The organism is uncultured Pseudoflavonifractor sp., assembly GCF_944387275.1.
Classification (GTDB): Bacteria; Bacillota; Clostridia; order Oscillospirales; family Oscillospiraceae; genus Pseudoflavonifractor; species Pseudoflavonifractor intestinihominis.
Genome location: NZ_CALXEG010000030.1, coordinates 21,676 through 39,333 on the forward strand (window position 1 = coordinate 21,676; position 17,658 = coordinate 39,333).

19 protein-coding genes are annotated in these 17,658 nt (G+C 64.5%); 6 read left to right on the plus strand and 13 right to left on the minus strand.

From position 1 onward, the window contains the following. Window positions 1-162: 162 nt before the first annotated feature. From Q0K23_RS08710 to Q0K23_RS08745, 8 genes are all read right to left on the minus strand, one after another. Entirely contained in the window at window positions 163-696 is a 534-nt protein-coding gene (locus Q0K23_RS08710; protein WP_294520832.1) for a CDP-alcohol phosphatidyltransferase family protein, read from the minus strand. Window positions 697-737: 41 nt separating this feature from the next. Beyond that, window positions 738-1,445 carry a CvpA family protein gene (locus tag Q0K23_RS08715; protein ID WP_294520835.1) on the minus strand — a complete coding sequence of 236 codons (708 nt, stop codon included), beginning with the start codon at window positions 1,443-1,445 and terminating at the stop codon, window positions 738-740. Between the two features lie 38 nt (window positions 1,446-1,483). Then, a complete protein-coding gene (locus Q0K23_RS08720) occupies window positions 1,484-2,686 on the minus strand; it encodes a DUF5711 family protein (RefSeq protein WP_294520838.1) in 1,203 nt (400 codons plus the stop codon). Window positions 2,687-2,720: 34 nt separating this feature from the next. Next, complete coding sequence (truA, locus tag Q0K23_RS08725; protein ID WP_294520841.1) at window positions 2,721-3,470, minus strand: tRNA pseudouridine(38-40) synthase TruA; 750 nt, start codon at window positions 3,468-3,470, stop codon at window positions 2,721-2,723. Between the two features lie 37 nt (window positions 3,471-3,507). Then, on the minus strand, window positions 3,508-4,314 hold the full coding sequence (locus Q0K23_RS08730) for an energy-coupling factor transporter transmembrane protein EcfT (RefSeq protein ID WP_294520844.1): 807 nt from the start codon (window positions 4,312-4,314) through the stop codon (window positions 3,508-3,510). Next, the gene (locus Q0K23_RS08735; protein WP_294520847.1) at window positions 4,315-5,184 is read right to left on the minus strand and encodes an energy-coupling factor transporter ATPase; all 870 of its coding nucleotides are present in this window, start codon (window positions 5,182-5,184) and stop codon (window positions 4,315-4,317) included. It lies immediately after the preceding gene. Window positions 5,185-5,251: 67 nt separating this feature from the next. Then, window positions 5,252-6,100: an energy-coupling factor transporter ATPase gene (locus Q0K23_RS08740; protein WP_294520850.1), complete on the minus strand. Its 849-nt coding sequence runs from the start codon at window positions 6,098-6,100 to the stop codon at window positions 5,252-5,254. Window positions 6,101-6,131: 31 nt separating this feature from the next. After that, entirely contained in the window at window positions 6,132-6,998 is an 867-nt protein-coding gene (locus Q0K23_RS08745; protein ID WP_294520853.1) for a class I SAM-dependent methyltransferase, read from the minus strand. A gap of 221 nt (window positions 6,999-7,219) precedes the next feature. Between Q0K23_RS08745 and Q0K23_RS08750 the strand changes: the two genes are divergently transcribed. The 6 genes from Q0K23_RS08750 (at window position 7,220) to Q0K23_RS08775 (ending at window position 14,723) form a co-directional block, all read left to right on the plus strand. Further along, window positions 7,220-7,909: a hypothetical protein gene (locus Q0K23_RS08750; RefSeq protein ID WP_294520856.1), complete on the plus strand. Its 690-nt coding sequence runs from the start codon at window positions 7,220-7,222 to the stop codon at window positions 7,907-7,909. 3 nt (window positions 7,910-7,912) lie between these two features. Further along, on the plus strand, window positions 7,913-8,467 hold the full coding sequence (locus tag Q0K23_RS08755) for a Fe-S-containing hydro-lyase (protein ID WP_294520859.1): 555 nt from the start codon (window positions 7,913-7,915) through the stop codon (window positions 8,465-8,467). Window positions 8,468-8,583: 116 nt separating this feature from the next. Continuing rightward, window positions 8,584-9,534, plus strand: coding sequence for a 2-hydroxyacid dehydrogenase (locus Q0K23_RS08760; protein ID WP_294520862.1), 951 nt, complete (start codon window positions 8,584-8,586; stop codon window positions 9,532-9,534). A 137-nt stretch (window positions 9,535-9,671) separates the two neighbouring features. Next, window positions 9,672-11,354, plus strand: coding sequence for a glutamine--tRNA ligase/YqeY domain fusion protein (locus Q0K23_RS08765; RefSeq protein WP_294520865.1), 1,683 nt, complete (start codon window positions 9,672-9,674; stop codon window positions 11,352-11,354). 73 nt (window positions 11,355-11,427) lie between these two features. Then, window positions 11,428-12,456: a low specificity L-threonine aldolase gene (locus tag Q0K23_RS08770; protein ID WP_294520870.1), complete on the plus strand. Its 1,029-nt coding sequence runs from the start codon at window positions 11,428-11,430 to the stop codon at window positions 12,454-12,456. A 32-nt stretch (window positions 12,457-12,488) separates the two neighbouring features. Beyond that, entirely contained in the window at window positions 12,489-14,723 is a 2,235-nt protein-coding gene (locus Q0K23_RS08775; RefSeq protein WP_294520873.1) for a DUF6273 domain-containing protein, read from the plus strand. A gap of 42 nt (window positions 14,724-14,765) precedes the next feature. Here the strand turns inward: Q0K23_RS08775 and Q0K23_RS08780 are convergent, their stop codons facing one another. The 5 genes from Q0K23_RS08780 to Q0K23_RS08800 all read right to left on the minus strand — a co-directional run. Next, on the minus strand, window positions 14,766-16,130 hold the full coding sequence (locus Q0K23_RS08780; RefSeq protein ID WP_294520876.1) for an MATE family efflux transporter: 1,365 nt from the start codon (window positions 16,128-16,130) through the stop codon (window positions 14,766-14,768). A 149-nt stretch (window positions 16,131-16,279) separates the two neighbouring features. After that, entirely contained in the window at window positions 16,280-16,453 is a 174-nt protein-coding gene (locus Q0K23_RS08785; protein WP_294520879.1) for a hypothetical protein, read from the minus strand. A 111-nt stretch (window positions 16,454-16,564) separates the two neighbouring features. Then, the gene (rpsU, locus tag Q0K23_RS08790) at window positions 16,565-16,747 is read right to left on the minus strand and encodes a 30S ribosomal protein S21 (RefSeq protein ID WP_294520882.1); all 183 of its coding nucleotides are present in this window, start codon (window positions 16,745-16,747) and stop codon (window positions 16,565-16,567) included. 168 nt (window positions 16,748-16,915) lie between these two features. Further along, the gene (locus Q0K23_RS08795; RefSeq protein ID WP_367179047.1) at window positions 16,916-17,194 is read right to left on the minus strand and encodes a VOC family protein; all 279 of its coding nucleotides are present in this window, start codon (window positions 17,192-17,194) and stop codon (window positions 16,916-16,918) included. A gap of 11 nt (window positions 17,195-17,205) precedes the next feature. After that, on the minus strand, window positions 17,206-17,658 hold a 453-nt coding region (locus Q0K23_RS08800), incomplete at its 5' end, for a class I tRNA ligase family protein (protein WP_294520888.1).

Below are 17,658 nucleotides of genomic sequence, written 5' to 3' on the forward strand. Positions count from 1 at the left end.
GTGTAGGTTGCATATCGTTCAGCTCCTTTAAGGGGGATATTTTCTCCCCTTGGGGCCCTACTGTGCCCCGGAGAAAAAATTCTAGAGCGAAATTGTGAACTGGGTATGAATTTCTGGTAATTTACTTGGTTTTTTATTTTCCAGCCCTCCGGGCCGGCGGACTCACTTCTTCTTGCCCAGTACGCTCACGTACAGCCACAGGTAGTAGAGGAAGGCCAGGATGGTCAGGGCCAGGGCGAAGGAGATCATGCCGGTGGCCCAGCCCCGGGGGATCTGGGGAAAGAGCACCAGGGCGGCGCACACCACAAAGAACACAAAGGTGGAGATCTTGCCCAGCCAGTTGGAGGGGATCACGTCGTCGATCTTGTGGAGCATGGACAGGGCGCCCAGGCCCATGGCGGCCTCCTTGCAGAAGAAGATGATCACCGCCCAGATGGGGATGATGCCCGCCGCCGTGATGCAGACGATGACCGTAAAGGTCATCAGCTTGTCGGCCAGCGGGTCCAGAATCCGCCCCAGGCGGGTGATCTGGTTGAAGTGGCGGGCGATGTAGCCGTCGGCCACGTCGGTGACAAAGGCCAGGGCGTACACCCCGGCCGCCCAGTACCGGGCCGTGGGAAAGGGCTGGAAGAACACCACCGCGAAGACCGGCACCATGGCCAGCCGGAGCAGGGAGAGGAAATTGGGCACGTTCATCGTTAACACCTTCATTTGTGTGGAATGGCGGAGATGCTCCGTTACAGGCCCTGGAGCAGAGCCAGAGGGTTGGTGGTCATGAAAAACTTCAGCAGGTGGGTCTGCTGGACTGCCTCCTCCGGGATGAGCTTGCCGGAGTACTGGATGATCCAGGCCGCCAGAAAGAGGATGATCACGCCCTTAATCAGGCCCATGGCCGCGCCGCCGGTCTTGTTGAGGAAGTTCAGGCCGGGCAGCTTTGCCACCAGGTCCACCGCATGGGAGAACACCTTCCACGCGATCAGGATGGCCGCGAACGCGACGGTGAAGATCACCGTATAGGCCACCGACTGGGCGATGGCGGCGGCCACGGCCGCTGCCGCGTTGGCGGCCACGGCGGTCATGCCGTCCTGCACCGCCTGGTCGATGGTGTTCACTAGGTCCTCATAGAGTCCCATATCCTTGAGCACGGACAGCACGTCCTGAAGGGGATAGTCCTCCCCTTCCGTCAGGCCGGCGGCGGCGTCCCCCACCGGGTCGGACTGCTGGAACTGCTCCTCCAGCTTCTCCTCAATGGCCTGGGCGAATCGGGGCTCCAGGGCGGCGCCCACCTTGGGCGCCAGCAGCCCGGCCAGGAAGCTGGCCCCCACAAAGGCCACGATCACGGCCAGCAGGCCGCACAGGGAGAGCACAAAGCCCCTGGACGCGCCCCGCCAGGCGAAGACGGCCAGAATGGCCAGAATTGCGATGTCAAATACCAGATAAGCCATGGGAACCTCCATATGGAATCTCAAAAAGGGTTTCTGATTCAGCCCGGGATGTAGAGCCGGGCGGTCTTCGCGCCGATGAGCATGGCTGTGCCGTCCGACCGCATGAGCACCTTCTGGGCGTTCTGGGTGCCGGACAGGCTGTCATAGAGGCGGAGATCCGAGGTGTAGATGTCCAGCCGGTCGGCGGTGAGCACGGCGATATACCGCCCCGACGCGGACAGAGAGAGCACCTGCTCCCCGATGTCCAGGGTGCCCGTCACGGCTCCCGACTGGTCGGTCACCAGGAGCTGGGCCTGGGTGCCGGCCCGGTACTTGCCCAGCAGCAGCGCCGCGTACCCGTCCCCGTCCAGGGAGAACTCCTTCAGGTACTGGTCGGGGTAGCTGTAGGCGCCCTGCCGCTGCCCCAGGCTCTTCTCCGCCAGGGAGAAGTCAAACACCCCCGTGTCCCCCAGGGCCCACAGGGCATCGCCCTGCTGCCGCAGGTCCAGGACCACGCTGCCGTCCAGCGTGCTGGACACGTCCGGCTCGGTCTCCTCCTCGGTCCGGTCCAGTCGGTAGAAGTCCAGGCTGCTGACAAAGGACGCGCCGCTCTGGCTGACCGTCACCGCCGCCAGGTACTTCCCGTCCTCCGTCACCACCGCGTCCATCACAAAGCCGCTGGACCGGTTCAGCTGGAGCACCGGCTGCTGCTGGGGATTGTACACCATGATGGAGCCCTTGTAGCTGGCGGCCTGGGTGACCACGGCCAGCCAGCCGGCAGCGTTGATCCGGGCGGACAGGATGGTCTTGTCATCCTCCGCGCCCAGGGAGAACACCTTCTCCTTGTCCCGGAACAGGTAGAGGGTGCTGCCGCCGGCGTCATAGGCCAGGGACCACTCCCCCGCCGCCATGGCCACCGGCTGCTCCATCACGATCTGCTCGTCCACATACTGGGTGCCGCTGCCGGAAAAGAGCCGCACGCCGGTGGTGGAGCACACCAGCAGGTTCTCCCCCGCCGAGACGAAGATGTCCCGGGTGCTGCCCTCGTGGGCAAAGGACTCAGCCTGTCCGCTGTCGTTGCGCTCCAGGCTGCGGTAGGTGAAGTAACGCCGGATCACGTCAAAGTTCAGCCGGTCCCGGTAAACCACCAGGGTCACCGCGCCGAAGATCAGGGCCAGCGTCACCAGAAAGGCCAGCAGACGGACCAGAATATTCGCTTTTTTCTTCTGCCCGCCGCCGGGCTCCGCCTGTCTGTCGTTCATGTGTATGCACCAAATTCCTTAAAAATTCTGCCCCTCAGAGCACGTCCTCTTCGTACCACAGCTTGGTCATGTACAGGCCGCCCGGAGGCGCGGTGGGACCTGCCGCCGTGCGGCAGCGGCCCTCCAGAATGTCGCTCACCGCCTCCGGCGGGAACTTGCCCTCCGCGGCGTACACGCAGGTGCCCACCATGGCCCGCACCATGTTGTAGAGAAAGCCGTTGGCGCACACCCGGCACTCGATCATGTCCCCCGAGCGGGACATATTGAAATAGTGTACGGTGCGCACCGTGGACTGCACCTCCGTGCCCACCGACTGGACGGCGGCAAAGTCGTGGGTGCCCACGAACCGGTCGGCCGCCGCCTGCATCACAGTCTCGTCCAGGTGCTTGGGGTAGAACCAGACCCGGTTGACAAAAAAGGCGTTGCGGATGCGGGAGTTGTAGATGCGGTAGGTGTACTCCTTTTTGATACAGGAGCCGATGGCGTTGAAGCCGTCGTGGACCTCCGTGGCCTTGACCACCACGATGTCCTCCGGCAGGCGGGTGTTCACCGCCAGGGGGAGCCGGTCGCAGGGGATGGTGGAGGTGGTACGGAAGTTGGCGATATAGGTCTCCGCATGGACGCCCGCGTCGGTGCGGCCCGCGCCGGTGCACTTCACCGGGTGGCCCACCACTGTGGCCAGCGCCTTCTCCAGCGTGTCCTCAATGGTGACGGCGTTCTTCTGGATCTGCCACCCGTGATAAGCGGTGCCCACGTACATCAATTTTAACGCTATATTTCTCATAAAGTCATAGAGCTTTCATTAGAAATTTCTTAATTTTTCACAGGCCGAAGCGGGCCAGCACGCCCACGGCCACGCAGACCGCCAGTCCGCACACCAGGAAAATCACGTCGGCCCGCCGGTACTTCAGCTGGCGCAGGCGGGTGCGGCCCTCGCCGCCGTGGTAGCAGCGGCACTCCATGGCGATGGCCAGCTCGTCCGCACGGCGGAAGGCGGAGATGAACAGGGGCACCAGCAGCGGGATGAGGGCCTTGGCCTTGTCCATCAGGCCGCCGGTGTCGAAGTCGGCGCCTCTGGCCTTCTGGGCGGACATGATCTTGTCCGTCTCCTCGATCAGGGTGGGGATGAACCGCAGGGCGATGGACATCATCATGGACAGCTCATGGACAGGCACATGGATCTTCTTCAGGGGGCCCATCAGATTCTCAAGTCCGTCGGTCAGGAGGATGGGCGAGGTGGTGTAGGTCAGCAGGAAGGTGCACAGGATGAGCATGGAGATGCGCAGCACCATAAAGACAGCCGACCAGATGCCCTCCACCGTCAGGTTGAGGAAGCCCCACTTCCAGATGGTCTGTCCCGGAGTCCAGAACAGGTTGAGGAAAGCGGTGATGATGATAATAATGAGAATGGGCTTGAGGCCCCGGAAGATGGTCTTCAGTTTCACCTTGGACACGGCGATGGCCGAGGCCAGCACCACCATCATGATGCCGTACCCCACCAGCTGCTTGGCCAGGAAGAGGGCCACGATATACATGGCCGTGAGGAGGATCTTGGTCCGGGGGTCCAGGCGGTGGAGAATGGAATTTCCGGGGAAATACTGCCCCAGGGTAATGTCCTTCAGCGCCACTTACACCGCCCCCTTCCGCGCTCTGTAGGCCGCCATGACAGCCACCTTGGCCTGCTCCATGGTGTACACCGTGTCGTCCACGTCCACGCCCAGCTTTTTCAGCTGGTGGAGCACCCGGGTCACCTGGGGCACGCCCAGACCCATGGCGGTCAGCTCCTCCTCGTGGGCAAAGACCTCCCGGGGCGTGCCCGCGAAGGGGATGCGCCCGTCGTTGACCACCACCAGCCGGTCCACCGTCCGGGCCACCTCCTCCATGGAGTGGGAGACGATGATGATGGTGGCGTTCTTGGCCACGTGGTAGTCGTGGATGTTGGACAGGATGCTCTCCACGCCCACCGGGTCCAGCCCGGCGGTGGGCTCGTCAAGAATGAGGACGGAGGGCTCCATGGCGATGACGCCCGCAATGGCCACCCGGCGCTTCTGGCCGCCGGACAGCTCAAAGGGGGACTGCTCCAGCATGGCGTCGGGCAGACCCACAAAGGCCGCCGCCTCCCGGACCCGGCGGTCGATCTCCTCTTCGGAGAGCTTCATGTTCCGGGGGCCGAAGGCGATGTCCTTGTACACCGTCTCCTCAAAGAGCTGATACTCCGGGTACTGGAACACCAGGCCCACGTGGAAGCGGGTCTGGTGGGTGCGCTCCTTGGTCTCCCAGATGTCCTTGCCCTCAAAGAGCACCCGGCCGGAGGTGGGCTTGAGCAGTCCGTTGAGGTGCTGGATCAGGGTGGACTTGCCCGAGCCGGTGTGGCCGATGATGCCCAGGTACTCCCCCCGGTAGGCCGTGAAATCCACATCGATCAGCGCGCCGTGCTCAAAGGGGGTGCCGGCGGAATAGATGTGGCTGAGTTTTTCCGTCTGGATAATCGGTTCCAATGACTTCAGTCCTTTTTATCAGTGGTGCATTCCTCTTATGGAGGTAACGCCCGCAAAATATGCCGGTTTACCGGGTAATCATCTTATACAGCGCCTGGGCGCACTCCTCGTCGCTGAGGGCGTCCAGGGGGGCGTCCAGCCCCTCCTTGCGCAGCTCCCAGCACAGCTCCACCGTCTCGGGCACCGTCAGGCCCACGGCCTTCAGCTCCTCCACCCGCTGGAACACCTGCCGGGGCGCTCCGTCGGCGATGACCTTGCCCTTGCTCATGACCACCAGCCGGTCGGCCTGGGCGGCCTCGTCCATGTGGTGGGTGATGAGCACCACGGTGATGCCCGCGCTCCGGTTGAGCTGGCGGATGGTGCTCAGCACCTCCTTGCGGCCGATGGGGTCCAGCATGGCGGTGGGCTCGTCCAGCACGATGCACCGGGGCCGCATGGCGATGACGCCCGCAATGGCTACCCGCTGCTTCTGGCCGCCGGAGAGCAGATGGGGCGCGTGCTCCCGGTACTCGTACATGTCCACCAGCTTGAGGGCCTCGTCCACCCGGCGGCGGATCTCCTCCGGAGGCACGCCCAGGTTCTCGGGGGCGAAGGCCACATCCTCCTCCACCACGTTGGCCACGATCTGGTTGTCCGGGTTCTGGAACACCATGCCCACGGTGCGGCGGATGTCCAGCAGCTTGTCGTCGTCGCAGGTGTCCATGCCGTCCACGTACACCTTGCCGCCGGTAGGCAGCAGGATGGCGTTCATGTGCTTGGCCAGGGTGGATTTGCCCGACCCGTTGTGGCCCAGCACCGCCACAAAGCTGCCCTCTTCGATCTCCAGGTCCACTCCGTCCAGCACCACCGGGGAGAGTCCCCCCTCGGCCTCGTAGGAGAAGCGGAGGTTTTCGGTTTTTACAATGGAATTGGCCATTTCTTGTCTCCCGTTCCCTGTCGTTGGTTCTTTACCGGTCGGCCATCCAGCGGCCGGTGGCGCCGCAGGGCAGCGCCAGTCCGGTCTCGGTGACCCGCAGCCCCAGCTCGGCGCTCTCGGTGTGGCCGCCGTGCTGCTTGGACACCACCGTCTCCAGAATGTAGGTCAGCACCGAGGGGGCCAGACCGGTGGTGTAGGAGTTGATGAGGAAGAACAGGGGCTCGTCGGAGAGCACCTGGGCCACCAGCTCCACAAAGGGGTAGAGATTCTCCTCCAGCTTCCAGATCTCGCCGGAGGGGCCCCGGCCGTAAGACGGCGGGTCCATGATCACCGCGTCGTACTTCCGGCCCCGGCGGATCTCCCGCTCCACAAACTTGCCGCAGTCGTCGATGATCCAGCGGATGGGCCTGTCCTCCACGCCGGAGGACTTGGCGTTCTCCCTGGCCCAGGCCACCATGCCCTTGGCCGCGTCCACGTGGCACACGCTGGCCCCGGCAGCGGCGCAGGCCACGGTGGCCCCGCCGGTGTAGGCGAACAGGTTGAGCACATTGATGGGCCGCCCCGCCTTCCTGATCTGCTCCCGGGCAAAGTCCCAGTTGGCGGCCTGCTCGGGGAAGAGGCCGGTGTGCTTGAAGTTCATGGGCTTGATGTTGAAGGTCAGGTCCCCGTACTTCACCTGCCAGCGCTCGGGCACGTCCTTCTTCTCCCACTGGCCGCCGCCGGTGGAGGAGCGGGCATACCGGGCGTCAGGATGCCGCCACAGCCGGTTTTCCCGGGGGGTGTTCCAGATGGCCTGGGGGTCGGGCCGCACCAGGGTGTACTTGCCCCAGCGCTCCAGCTTCTCCCCGCCGCCGCAGTCGATCAGCTCGTAGTCGTTCCACTTGTCAGAAATCCACATAAGCATATCCCTCAAAACATATGTGCATACAAAATCAGTATATTATATCACCCCTTCCGCTGGAACGTCAATTCATAACTCCCCCTATCCGCAGGATTTCCCGGGCGGTTTTCCCGTCAGTCCGCCCATCCTGGCCCGCAGATCATTGTGTTGGACGGAAAGATATGATATACTGTCTATAATTGCGGTTCCATTTTCGCAGAAAGACGAGGTGTCTCATAATGAGTGAGCAGCAGTTCCGCAGCGTGGCCTTCGGCGGATTTCATAAGCAGGATGTGCTGAACTATGTGGAGACCTCCTCCCGGCAGCACCGGGAGAAGGTAGCCGCCCTGACCAGGGACCTGGAAGAGGCCCGTAAGGCGGCTTCCGAGGCGGAGAAGAAGCTCTCGGACGCCGCCGTCCGGGAGGAGGAGCTGTCCGCCCGGGCCGAGGCTCTGGCCGCCGAGCTGAAGGAGAAGAGCGACGCGCTGGACGCCGTCCGGGCGGAGCTGGAGGAGAAGACCGCCCGGCTGACCCGGGCCGAGGAGGAGCTCTCCGCCGCCCGGTCCCGCCTGTCCCGCTCGGAGGCGGACGCCGAAGCCTACGCCGGCGTCAAGGACCGGGTGGGCGGCATCGAGCTGGACGCCCACTACCGGGCCCAGGCCGTCCAGGCCGAGGCTGAGAAAAAGGCCAAGGAGACCCGGGAGCAGGTCAATCAGTGGCTGACCCGGGTGGAGGCGGGGTATGACCGTCTGCGCACCGATGTGGACGCCACCATCTCCCACGCCTCCGGCGAGCTGGACCGGGTGGCCCGCAGCCTGGAGCACATCACCGCCGAGTTCGCCGAGCACGACACCGCCCTGGAGAAGCTGCTCCAGATCTGCCGCGAAGGGGAGCCCCCCAAGGCCCCCACGCCCCTGACGGAGGAATAAGCCATGGCACAGACGCTCTCTCTTACAACCGAACAGCTGCCCGCTGCCGCCTCCTCCCTCCGGGCCGGGGACCGGGTGCTCCTGTCGGGCACCATCTACACCGCCCGTGACGCGGCCCACAAGCGCATCTTTGCCCTGCTGGACCAGGGCAAAGAGCCGCCCTTCCCCCTGAAGGACGCGGTCATCTACTACGCCGGTCCCACCCCCGGCCAGCAGGGCATGGCGGTGGGGGCCTGCGGCCCCACCACCTCCAGCCGTATGGACCCCTACGCCCCCCGGCTGCTGGACCTGGGCCTGCGGGCCATGATCGGCAAGGGCCAGCGGTCCCAGGCCGTGGTGGACGCCATGGTCCGCAACGGCGGGGTGTACTTCGCCGCCGTGGGCGGCGCCGGAGCTCTGATCGCCAAGTGCATCAAGACGGTGGAGGTCATCGCCTTTGAGGACCTGGGCTGTGAGTCGGTCAAGCGGATGACCGTCCAGGACCTGCCCCTCACCGTGGCCATCGACGCCCAGGGCGGCAACCTCTACGAGACCGGCCGGGCCGCCTACGCCCGGTAACCTCATTTTCTCAAGAGCGGCGCGGAAAATTCCCGCGCCGCTCTTTTCTGTCCCCTTGTCAACGCCGCCCGGGGCTGATATAGTAAGCTCAATCAGTCTCGAGAGGAAGGATATCCATGAACGGAACCACCGTGGTGCTCAACGCCGCGAAAATGAACTACGACGGGAAGCTGGACCTGACTTCCCTGGCCCCCCACGTCACCATCTATGACGACAGCACGCCGGAGCAGATGATCCAGCGGCTCCAGGGCTGCGAGATCGCCGTGACCAAGGAGCTGCCCGTGCCCGCAGAGCTGATCGCCCGGTTCCCCGACTCGGTGAAGCTCATCTGCGAGGCGGGCACCGGCTACAACAACATCGACCTGGCCGCCGCCAAGGCCAGAGGCATCACCGTGTGCAACATCCCGGCCTACAGCTCCCAGCGGGTGGCCCACACGGCCATTATGCTCCTGCTCTGCCTCAGCTCCTCCATGGGGGCCCAGATCCGGATGCTGGAGCGGGGCGACCGGAGCAACTTCACCCGCTGCCTGGGCCTGGACCACGTGGAGGTCAATGGCAAGACTCTGGGCCTCATCGGCGCGGGCAACATCGGCCGGGCGGTGATAAAGGTGGCCCTGGCCCTGGACATGGAGGTGCTGGTCTACAGCCGCACCCCCCGGGACTACGGCCCCGGCGTGACCTGCGTCAGCCTGGAGGAGCTGCTCCGTCGGAGCGACTATGTCTCCCTCCATTGCCCCCTCACCGATTCCACCCGCCACCTCATCAACAAGGACACCCTCGCCCTCATGAAGCCCACCGCCTTCCTCATCAACACCGCCCGGGGCGCCCTGGTGGATGAGGCCGCTCTCATCGACGCCCTGAGATCCGGGACCATCGCGGGCGCGGGCCTGGACGTGCAGGAGACCGAGCCCCCGGCCGAGGACAACCCCCTCTACAACATGGAAAATGTCATCCTCACCCCCCACATGGGCTGGAAGGGCCTGGAGACCAGACAGCGGCTCATCTCCCTGCTGGCGGGGAACATCACCGCCTATCTGGAGGGCAACCCCATCAACGTGGTGGGCTGAGGGCGGAGGGAGACAGATTTTTCCGCCCTGTTGTGAGAAATCCATTGCAATTTCTGTATGCAGCGGGTAAAATAAGGATTTAGCTGGCTGCCTTCCGGCGGCACGGCAGAAATGGAACATTTAAGGAGTGAAACAACATGACCGAAGAACTGAACACCACCATGACCCAAAACTTCATCCATGATTTCATTGACGAGGACATCGCCCAGGGTGGTCAGTTCCAGGGCATGACCGTCCATACCCGCTTTCCCCCCGAGCCCAACGGCTACCTCCACATCGGCCACGCCAAGGCCATCTTCATCGACTTCGGCACCGCTGAGAAGTACGGCGGCCTGTGCAACCTCCGCATGGACGACACCAACCCCACCAAGGAGGACGTGGAGTACGTGGAGGCCATCCAGGAGGACATCCACTGGCTGGGCTACGACTGGGGCGACCGGTTCTACTACGCCTCCGACTACTTTGAGAAGATGTACGACTGCGCCGTGGAGCTCATCAAGAAGGGCCTGGCCTACGTCTGCGAGCTGACCCCCGAGCAGTTCAAGGAGTACCGGGGCGATGTGAACACCCCCGCCCGCTCCCCCTGGCGGGACCGCCCCGTGGAGGAGTCCCTGGACCTGTTCGCCCGGATGCGCGCCGGCGAGTTTGAGAACGGCCGCATGACCCTGCGGGCCAAGATCGACCTGGCCAGCGGCAACTTCAACATGCGCGACCCCGTCATCTACCGCATCAACCACATGCGCCACCACCGCCAGGGCGACAAGTGGTGCATCTACCCCATGTACGACTTCGCCCACCCCATCGAGGACGCCCTGGAGGGCATCACCCACTCCCTGTGCTCCCTGGAGTTTGAGGACCACCGGCCTCTGTACGACTGGGTCATCGAGCACTGCGACCTGCCCGCCAAGCCCCGGCAGATCGAGTTCGCCCGGCTGGGCATCAACTACACCGTCATGAGCAAGCGGAAGCTGCGCCAGCTGGTGGAGGAGGGCCGGGTCTCCGGCTGGGACGACCCCCGTATGCCCACCCTGTGCGGCCTGCGCCGCCGTGGCTACACCCCCCGGTCCATCCGCAACTTCTCCGAGCGCAACGGCGTGAGCAAGGCGGCCTCCACCGTGGAGTTCGCCTTCCTGGAGCACTGCCTGCGGGAGGACCTGAACGAGGTGGCCCTGCGCCGCATGGCGGTGCTGCGCCCCATCAAGCTCACCGTCACCAACTACCCCGAGGGCCAGAGCGAGACCTTCGCCGTGGAGAACAACCCCAGCCGTCCCGAGGACGGCACCCGCGAGGTGTCCTTCTCCCGCCACCTGTATATCGAGGCCGAGGACTTTCTGGAGACCCCGGTGCCCAAGTACAAGCGCCTCTACCCCGAGGGACCCGAGTGCCGCCTGAAGGGCGCCTACCTCATCAAGTGCACCGGCTGCGTGAAGGACGAGAACGGCAACGTGGTGGAGGTCCTCTGTGAGTACGACCCCGACTCCCGGGGCGGCGATCCCGCCGACGGCCGCAAGGTGAAGGGCGCCACCATCCACTGGGTGGACGCCGCCACCGCCGTGGACGCGGAGATCCGGCTGTACGACAACCTGTTCTCCGACGCCGACCCCGACGCCGGCGACAAGAACTTCCTGGACTGCCTGAACCCCAACTCCCTGGAGGTGCTCTCCGGCGCCAAGGTGGAGGCCAGCCTGGCCCACGCCGCCGCCCCCGCCTCCTTCCAGTTCCTGCGCCAGGGCTACTTCTGTGTGGACAGCAAGGACTCCTCCCCTGACCACCTGGTGTTCAACCGGTCCGTCAGCCTGAAGGACAGCTTCAAATTCTGATTCCCGGCGGCCGCAGGCCTGCCCCAGCTCCCGGGGCGGCCTGCGGCCCCTTTTCGTCTATGAGGTGACGCACATGTACAATTTCCGCAACGACTACTCCGAGGCCGCCCACCCCGCCGTCCTCTCCGCCATCGCCGCCCACAACGGCGAACACGTCATCGGCTACGGCGCCGACGACTACTGTGCCAGCGCCGCCCAGCTCATCAAAAACCTGTGCCGCTGCCCTGAGGCGGACGTCCAGTTCCTCATCGGAGGCACACAGACCAACTTCACCGCTATTGCCGCCTTCCTCCGCCCCTGGGAGGGGGTCATCTGCGCCCACACCGGCCACGTCAACGGCCACGAGGGCGGCGCGGTGGAGGCCACCGGCCACAAGCTGCTCCAGGCCCACGCCGCCCCCGACGGCAAGCTGACCCCGGAGCTCATCCTCCCGCTGGTGGAGGAGGGCCGCAACGAGCACGTGGTGCTGCCCAGGCTGGTCTACATCTCGGACGCCACCGAGAACGGCGCGGTGTACACCCTGGCCGAGCTGGAGGCCCTCTCCGCCTGCTGCAGGGCCAACAACCTTCTCCTGTTCCTGGACGGTGCCCGGCTGGGGGCCGCCTTCGGCGCGGCGGAGAACGACGTGACCCTCCCCGACCTGGCCCGCCTCACCGACGCGTTCTACATCGGCGGCACCAAGAACGGCGCCCTCATGGGCGAGGCCCTGGTCATCGTCAACCCGGCCCTTCAGGAGGGCTTCTTCCGCATCAAGAAGCAGCGGGGCGCGGTGCTGGCCAAGGGCTGGCTGCTGGGCCTCCAGTTCCAGACCCTGCTGGAGGACGGGCTCTACTGGACCATCGCCCGCCACGCGGTGGACATGGCCCAGGCCCTCCAGTCCGGTCTGGAGGCTATGGGCATTCCCATGGCCCCCCGCTCGGCCTCCAACATGGTGTTCCCCGCGGTGCCCGACAGCCTGCTCCCCGTGCTGGACGCTCTGTGCGCCTATGAGGTGTGGACCCGCCAGGATGAGCGCCACACGGTCATCCGGCTGGTCACCTCCTTCGCCACCCAGGCCGCCGACGTGGAGGGCTTCCTCTCCGACCTGAAGGCGGCCCTGTGACCCCACCATCCCCATTTTCCGTGAGGTGACCTATGAACAGACAGCCTTCCGCCCTCCGGGCGGCCCAATTCTACGACCGGTTCGGCCCCTTCCTGCTGGCCGCCCTGGCCGCCGTCATTATGGCCCTGGTGCTCTTCGCCGGCGGCGGGGCGGGATTGTCCAACAACGGGGACTTCGGCCGGGTGATGAGCACCAATTCCCTGGACTACGCGGAGAGCACCGGCTCCTTTGTGTACGAGGACACCTTCCGCATGGTCTTTCAGGGGGATCCCGCCGGGGCAAAGCTGTGGAACCTGCTCTTCAATCTGGACAACACCGCCGCCTACCCCTCCATCCATCTGGTGTTCGTCCGGGCCTCCCTGGCGGGCAATCTGGCCCTCAACGCCCTCACCGGCCAGAGCCTGGACACCTACCACATCCAGGTGCTGGGCCTCATCTATCTGCTGTGCTATGCCGGGCTGCTGCTCCTGCTGTTCCGCTCCTTCCGGCTGCCCTCCCTGTGGTGCGACCTGCTGGTGAAGCTGGCCGTCCTCTTCGTCCTGTGCGACGAGGGGTATATCACCTACTTCAACTCCCTGTACAGCGAGCCGGTGCAGATGCTGGGCCTGCTGGCCATGGCGGTGTTCGGCCCGCGGCTGCTGACCCGCCGGGGCTCTCTGGGCTGGAATGCCGGGTGGTACTTCCTCGCCTGCGTGGTGTACGGCTGGAGCAAGTTCATCAACCTGCCGGTGGCCGCTCTGTGCGCCCTAGGTATGGGCGCGGTCCTCTTCCTCCGCTCGGAGAAGAAGCACCGGAAGTGGCTGTGCGGCGGCGCTGTGGCCTGCGTGGCGGTACTGGGGGCGGTGTATCTCTCTCTTCCCGGCTGGATGGACTACGAGACCAACTACAACGCTGTGTTCTACGGCGTCCTCAAGGACACCACCCCGGAGCAGACCGATCAGTACCTCTCCGACCTGGGGCTTCCGGATTACATGGCGGAATACGCCAACTCCAACTACTACATGGACCGGGTGGCCCCCGCCCGGGAGAGCGAGCAGTTCAAGGCGGACTTCTCCCAGGTGTCCAAGTTCGACCTGCTGTTCTTCTACCTCTCCCACCCGGGCTACTACCTGGAGAAGCTGGACGTGGCCATGGCCCACACCGGCTTTATCCGGCCCTACTACCTCTCCAACCTGGACGCCACCCACCCCAGGCTCACCTTTGCCGGCCGCTTCGGCGGCTGGAGCTGGCTGCGGGGCCAGCTGCCCGTCAACACCTGGCTGGCCGCTGGGCTCATCACGGCGGCGGGCTGCTGGGCCCTGTGGCGGGCCGTGGCGGGCCGGAAGGGCGCGGGCAAGGACAAGCTCTCCGCCGCCCTCCTGGCGCTCACTGTGCTGGGCTCCATGGCCTACCAGTTCCTGATGCCCACGGTCACCAACGGCGAGGGGGACCTGGCCAAGCACATGTTCGCCTTCGCCCAGTTCATCGACCTGCTGCTCCTCTTGGTGCTGGCCTGGCTGGGGTACCGGCTTTCCACGGCAGAGCGGGTGCTCCGCCCCGCCGCCGTGCTGGCGGGGAGCACCGCCGGTGTGCTCCTCCTGCTGCTGGCCGTGCCCGCCGGCATCTCCCTGATACGGGCACAGCTGCCCCACAACACCCTGGAGACAGGGGCCTACGTCCAGCTGGGCGCCTGGGAGGGAAAGCCCCTTCTGTGGCAGGCCGCGGAACAGCAGGAGGACGGCACCTGGCTGCTCCTGGCGGCGGAGCCGGTGGACCAACGGGCCTTTGACCAGGACGGGGACTTCGGCAGCAGCCGTTGGAGCGACTCCGACCTGCGGGCGTGGCTCAACGGGGACTTCCTCACCGCAGCCTTTGACCAGTCGGAGCGGGAGATGCTGGCGACGGGCAGCCATCGGGTGCTGCTGTCCATTACGGATCGGGACCTGGCCGACTCCGGCTTCAACGACTTCTTCGCCTTCCACGTGCCGGCCTACAGCGACCGGGGCATGGAGGAGGCGGTGGCCATGGACTGCACCGACACCGTCCGCCTGCCCGACATCGGCCTGATGGCCTCCCTGTCCCGGCAGGGGCTGCTCTCCGGCGCCCCCTGCTGGATGGACACCCCCTATTTCAACAACGGCTCCATGGTGCGCATCCTGGGGACCGACGGGTACTTCTACATGCGGGACGCCGCCGACACCTGGGGCGTCCGTCCGGTGATCGCCCTGGATGCCGCGGGATTCGCCGGCTCCGGCAGCGTGGGAGACCCCTTTGTGCCCACCACGTAAAAAGGACTGCCTGTCTTTTGCGACAGGCAGTCCTTTTATCTTTTAGTTTGCCAGCAGGCGCTTGTTCACCCAGGCGCGGCTGTGCCAGCGCCAGAGGAAAAGCCCGGCCCGGATGCACTCGTCCGCCGCCATGGCGATCCACAGGCCAGCCAGACCCATGTCGAATACCACGCCCAGCAGCCAGCTGCCACCCACGCCCACGATCCAGGCGTCGATGACGCAGATGATGATGGGGAACCGGATATCCCCGCAGGCCTGGAGGGCCCGGCACATGGTCATGTTCACCGCCCGGCCCAGCTCCAGGGGGATCTCGATGAGCATGATGGTCTTGGCCAGGGTCAGCACCTGGGGGTCGGTGGTGAAGAGGCTGTAGACCGGATCGCAGACCAGGAACAGCAGCACCGACACCGCCCCTGAGATCACCAGGGAGAAGAGTACGGTGCGGTGCACCTGGCGGTTGGTCTCCTCCACCTGCTCCGCGCCCATGAGCCGGGCGGCCACCACCTGGCAGGCCTGGCTCATGGCCGAGCCGAACATGTAGGTGACGTTGGCGAAGATGTTGGCGTACACACGGGTGTTCACCACGTAGGTGGCAAAGCAGTTGCACACGGTCTGAATGCAGATCTGGGACATATTGTAGCTCACCGACTCGCCGCCGGCGGGCACGCCGATGCGGAGCAGCCGCCGCAGCTGGTCCTTGGGGAAGGGACGCAGCTGGGAGAACCGGATCACCGGGCCGAACTTCTTCCAGAAGAGCAGGGCGATGATGATGACGCCCACCAGGCGGCTCAGGCCGCTGGAGATGGCCGCGCCGGCGATGCCCAGTGCGGGCAGGGGACCCACGCCGTTGATGAGGATGTAGTTGCCCACGATGTTCAGGCAGTTCATGAACACGGAGATGACCATGGTCTCCTTCATCATCTGGCTGGAGCGAAAGAAGGCGGTGAAGGTCAGGTATACCGACTGGAACACCATGCCCGCGCCGATGATGCGCATATAGAGGCAGGTCTTCTCAAAAATCTCCTCATGGACGCCCATGAGCCGGAAGATGGGTCCGCAGCCCAGCACCAGGATCAGACTCACCGCCACGCCGAAGACGATATTGGTGAACAGGGAGACCGTATAGGTCTCGTTGACGCTCCTGGTGTCCCGGGCGCCGATATACTGGGAGATCAGGATCATGGAGGCGGTACACACCACGGAGAACACCAGCAGCAGCAGGTTGGTCACCTGGTTGGCGTTGCCGATGGCGCCCACGCCGTTGGGGTCCACCCAGCCCACCATGATCTGGTCCGCGTTGCCCACCAGCATCTGGAGCAGCAGCTCCACAAAAATCGGGCCGGTCAGCAGGAGGATGTTGTTCTCCCGTCCGGCAGATTCTCTCTTCTTTACTATCGTCTTTTCCATCACACACCTGGCTCTCTGCTGAATTCTGAATACACACATAGACTATGGGGAAAGTCCCAAAAGGAACTTTCCCCATTATAGAGCACAGGCAAAAATTTTCAATTGTCAATTCCTACGCATTTGGGGAAGTCCTGGCCCGTCCTTTCTATTCATTCCGGCCCACAGAACCGTTCCGCGCATGCCTCCAGCGTTGCAAAGGAGTTCACCATCTGGTAGCGGGGGCGGATGCGGTCCTGAAGATAGCTGGGCAGCCGCTCGAAGTACTCCTCCGCCCCGGGTTCGTGGCGGAAGAGGGCGTACATGTCGTTGTATTCCCGCCGCATACTGCATCACCTCCCCCACAGTGTGCGCAGATGAGGGAGGATTGATACGCCGCGTTTCCGGCCCAGGGCAGCAAAAACCCCGCAGCCTTCCGGCTGCGGGGTTTTATATTCTTAGTAGAACTTCTTGCGGTTCTTGCGCGCGGCCTCAGACTTCTTGCGGCGCTTGACGCTCGGACTCTCATAGCACTCGCGCTTACGCACCTCGGCCAGGACGCCCGACTTGGCGCAGCTGCGCTTAAAACGCTTCAGGGCGTTCTCCAGGGACTCGCCCTCTTTCACACGGACTTCCGACATTGATTTCCCCTCCCTCCGACGCGGCAGACCTGTCTGCCGTGAAAGGGCCACAGGCATAGGCGGTTTCGCCTAGATATGGCTTTAACAGTAGTATTATATGAAAAATTCAGCGTCTTGTCAAGGGAATCTTTTAAAGGGAAAAAATTTCCTTGATGTGGCCCTGGACGCTTACCGCTCCTGGAAGAACTCCAGCTCCTCCCCCACCGGTCCGGCGCAGAAGGCGATGCGGATGGGATAGTCCCCGCCCAGGTTCCGGTCCCCGGGCTCCACCAGCACCGGGCAGCCTGCGGCCCGCACCCGGGCGATCATCCCGTCCACGTCATCGGTGGCAAAGGCGATGTGGGCGAACAGGCCCCGCTGCTCCTCCCCGCCGTTGGCCGTCACCTCCAGCAGGGTGTTGCCCAGGTCCAGCATGGCGCCCGGGGCCCTGAGGGAGATGTGATGCACGCCTCTCATCATCACTTGGCGATCAGGTTGACCAGCTTGTTGGGCACCAGGATGGTCTTGACCAGGTTCTTGCCCTCGGTGAACTTCTGGACCTTGGGGTCCTTCATGGCCTCGGCCACCACAGTGGCCTCGTCGCTGTCCATGGGCACGGTGATGGTGGCGCGGAGCTTGCCGCACACCTGGACGGCCATCTGCACCTGGGCGTCGATGGTCTTGCTCTCGTCGTAGGCGGGCCAGGACTGCTGGCAGGCCATGCCGCCCCGCTGGGCGGCGTAGCCCAGGGTCTCCCACAGCTCCTCCACCATGTGGGGCGCGAAGGGGGACAGCATGAGCAGCAGGGCGGCGTAGTCGCCCTTGGAGCAGCCGTTGGCGTAGAAGTCGTTGACCAGGGCCATGAGGGCGGCGATGGCGGTGTTGAACTTCATGGCCTCGATGTCGTCGGACACCTTCTTGATGGTCTTGTG

Bases quoted from the DNA above. Each gene is read 5' to 3' on its own strand.
- Q0K23_RS08765 (WP_294520865.1), top strand. From the start codon at position 9,672: ATGACCGAAGAACTGAACACCACCATGACCCAAAACTTCATCCATGAT.
- Q0K23_RS08745 (WP_294520853.1), bottom strand. From the start codon at position 6,998: ATGTGGATTTCTGACAAGTGGAACGACTACGAGCTGATCGACTGCGGC.
- Q0K23_RS08710 (WP_294520832.1), bottom strand. From the start codon at position 696: ATGAACGTGCCCAATTTCCTCTCCCTGCTCCGGCTGGCCATGGTGCCG.
- rpsU (WP_294520882.1), bottom strand. From the start codon at position 16,747: ATGTCGGAAGTCCGTGTGAAAGAGGGCGAGTCCCTGGAGAACGCCCTG.
- Q0K23_RS08760 (WP_294520862.1), top strand. From the start codon at position 8,584: ATGAACGGAACCACCGTGGTGCTCAACGCCGCGAAAATGAACTACGAC.
- Q0K23_RS08770 (WP_294520870.1), top strand. From the start codon at position 11,428: ATGTACAATTTCCGCAACGACTACTCCGAGGCCGCCCACCCCGCCGTC.
- Q0K23_RS08755 (WP_294520859.1), top strand. From the start codon at position 7,913: ATGGCACAGACGCTCTCTCTTACAACCGAACAGCTGCCCGCTGCCGCC.
- Q0K23_RS08780 (WP_294520876.1), bottom strand. From the start codon at position 16,130: ATGGAAAAGACGATAGTAAAGAAGAGAGAATCTGCCGGACGGGAGAAC.
- Q0K23_RS08775 (WP_294520873.1), top strand. From the start codon at position 12,489: ATGAACAGACAGCCTTCCGCCCTCCGGGCGGCCCAATTCTACGACCGG.
- Q0K23_RS08715 (WP_294520835.1), bottom strand. From the start codon at position 1,445: ATGGCTTATCTGGTATTTGACATCGCAATTCTGGCCATTCTGGCCGTC.
- Q0K23_RS08740 (WP_294520850.1), bottom strand. From the start codon at position 6,100: ATGGCCAATTCCATTGTAAAAACCGAAAACCTCCGCTTCTCCTACGAG.
- Q0K23_RS08750 (WP_294520856.1), top strand. From the start codon at position 7,220: ATGAGTGAGCAGCAGTTCCGCAGCGTGGCCTTCGGCGGATTTCATAAG.
- truA (WP_294520841.1), bottom strand. From the start codon at position 3,470: ATGAGAAATATAGCGTTAAAATTGATGTACGTGGGCACCGCTTATCAC.
- Q0K23_RS08785 (WP_294520879.1), bottom strand. From the start codon at position 16,453: ATGCGGCGGGAATACAACGACATGTACGCCCTCTTCCGCCACGAACCC.
- Q0K23_RS08720 (WP_294520838.1), bottom strand. From the start codon at position 2,686: ATGAACGACAGACAGGCGGAGCCCGGCGGCGGGCAGAAGAAAAAAGCG.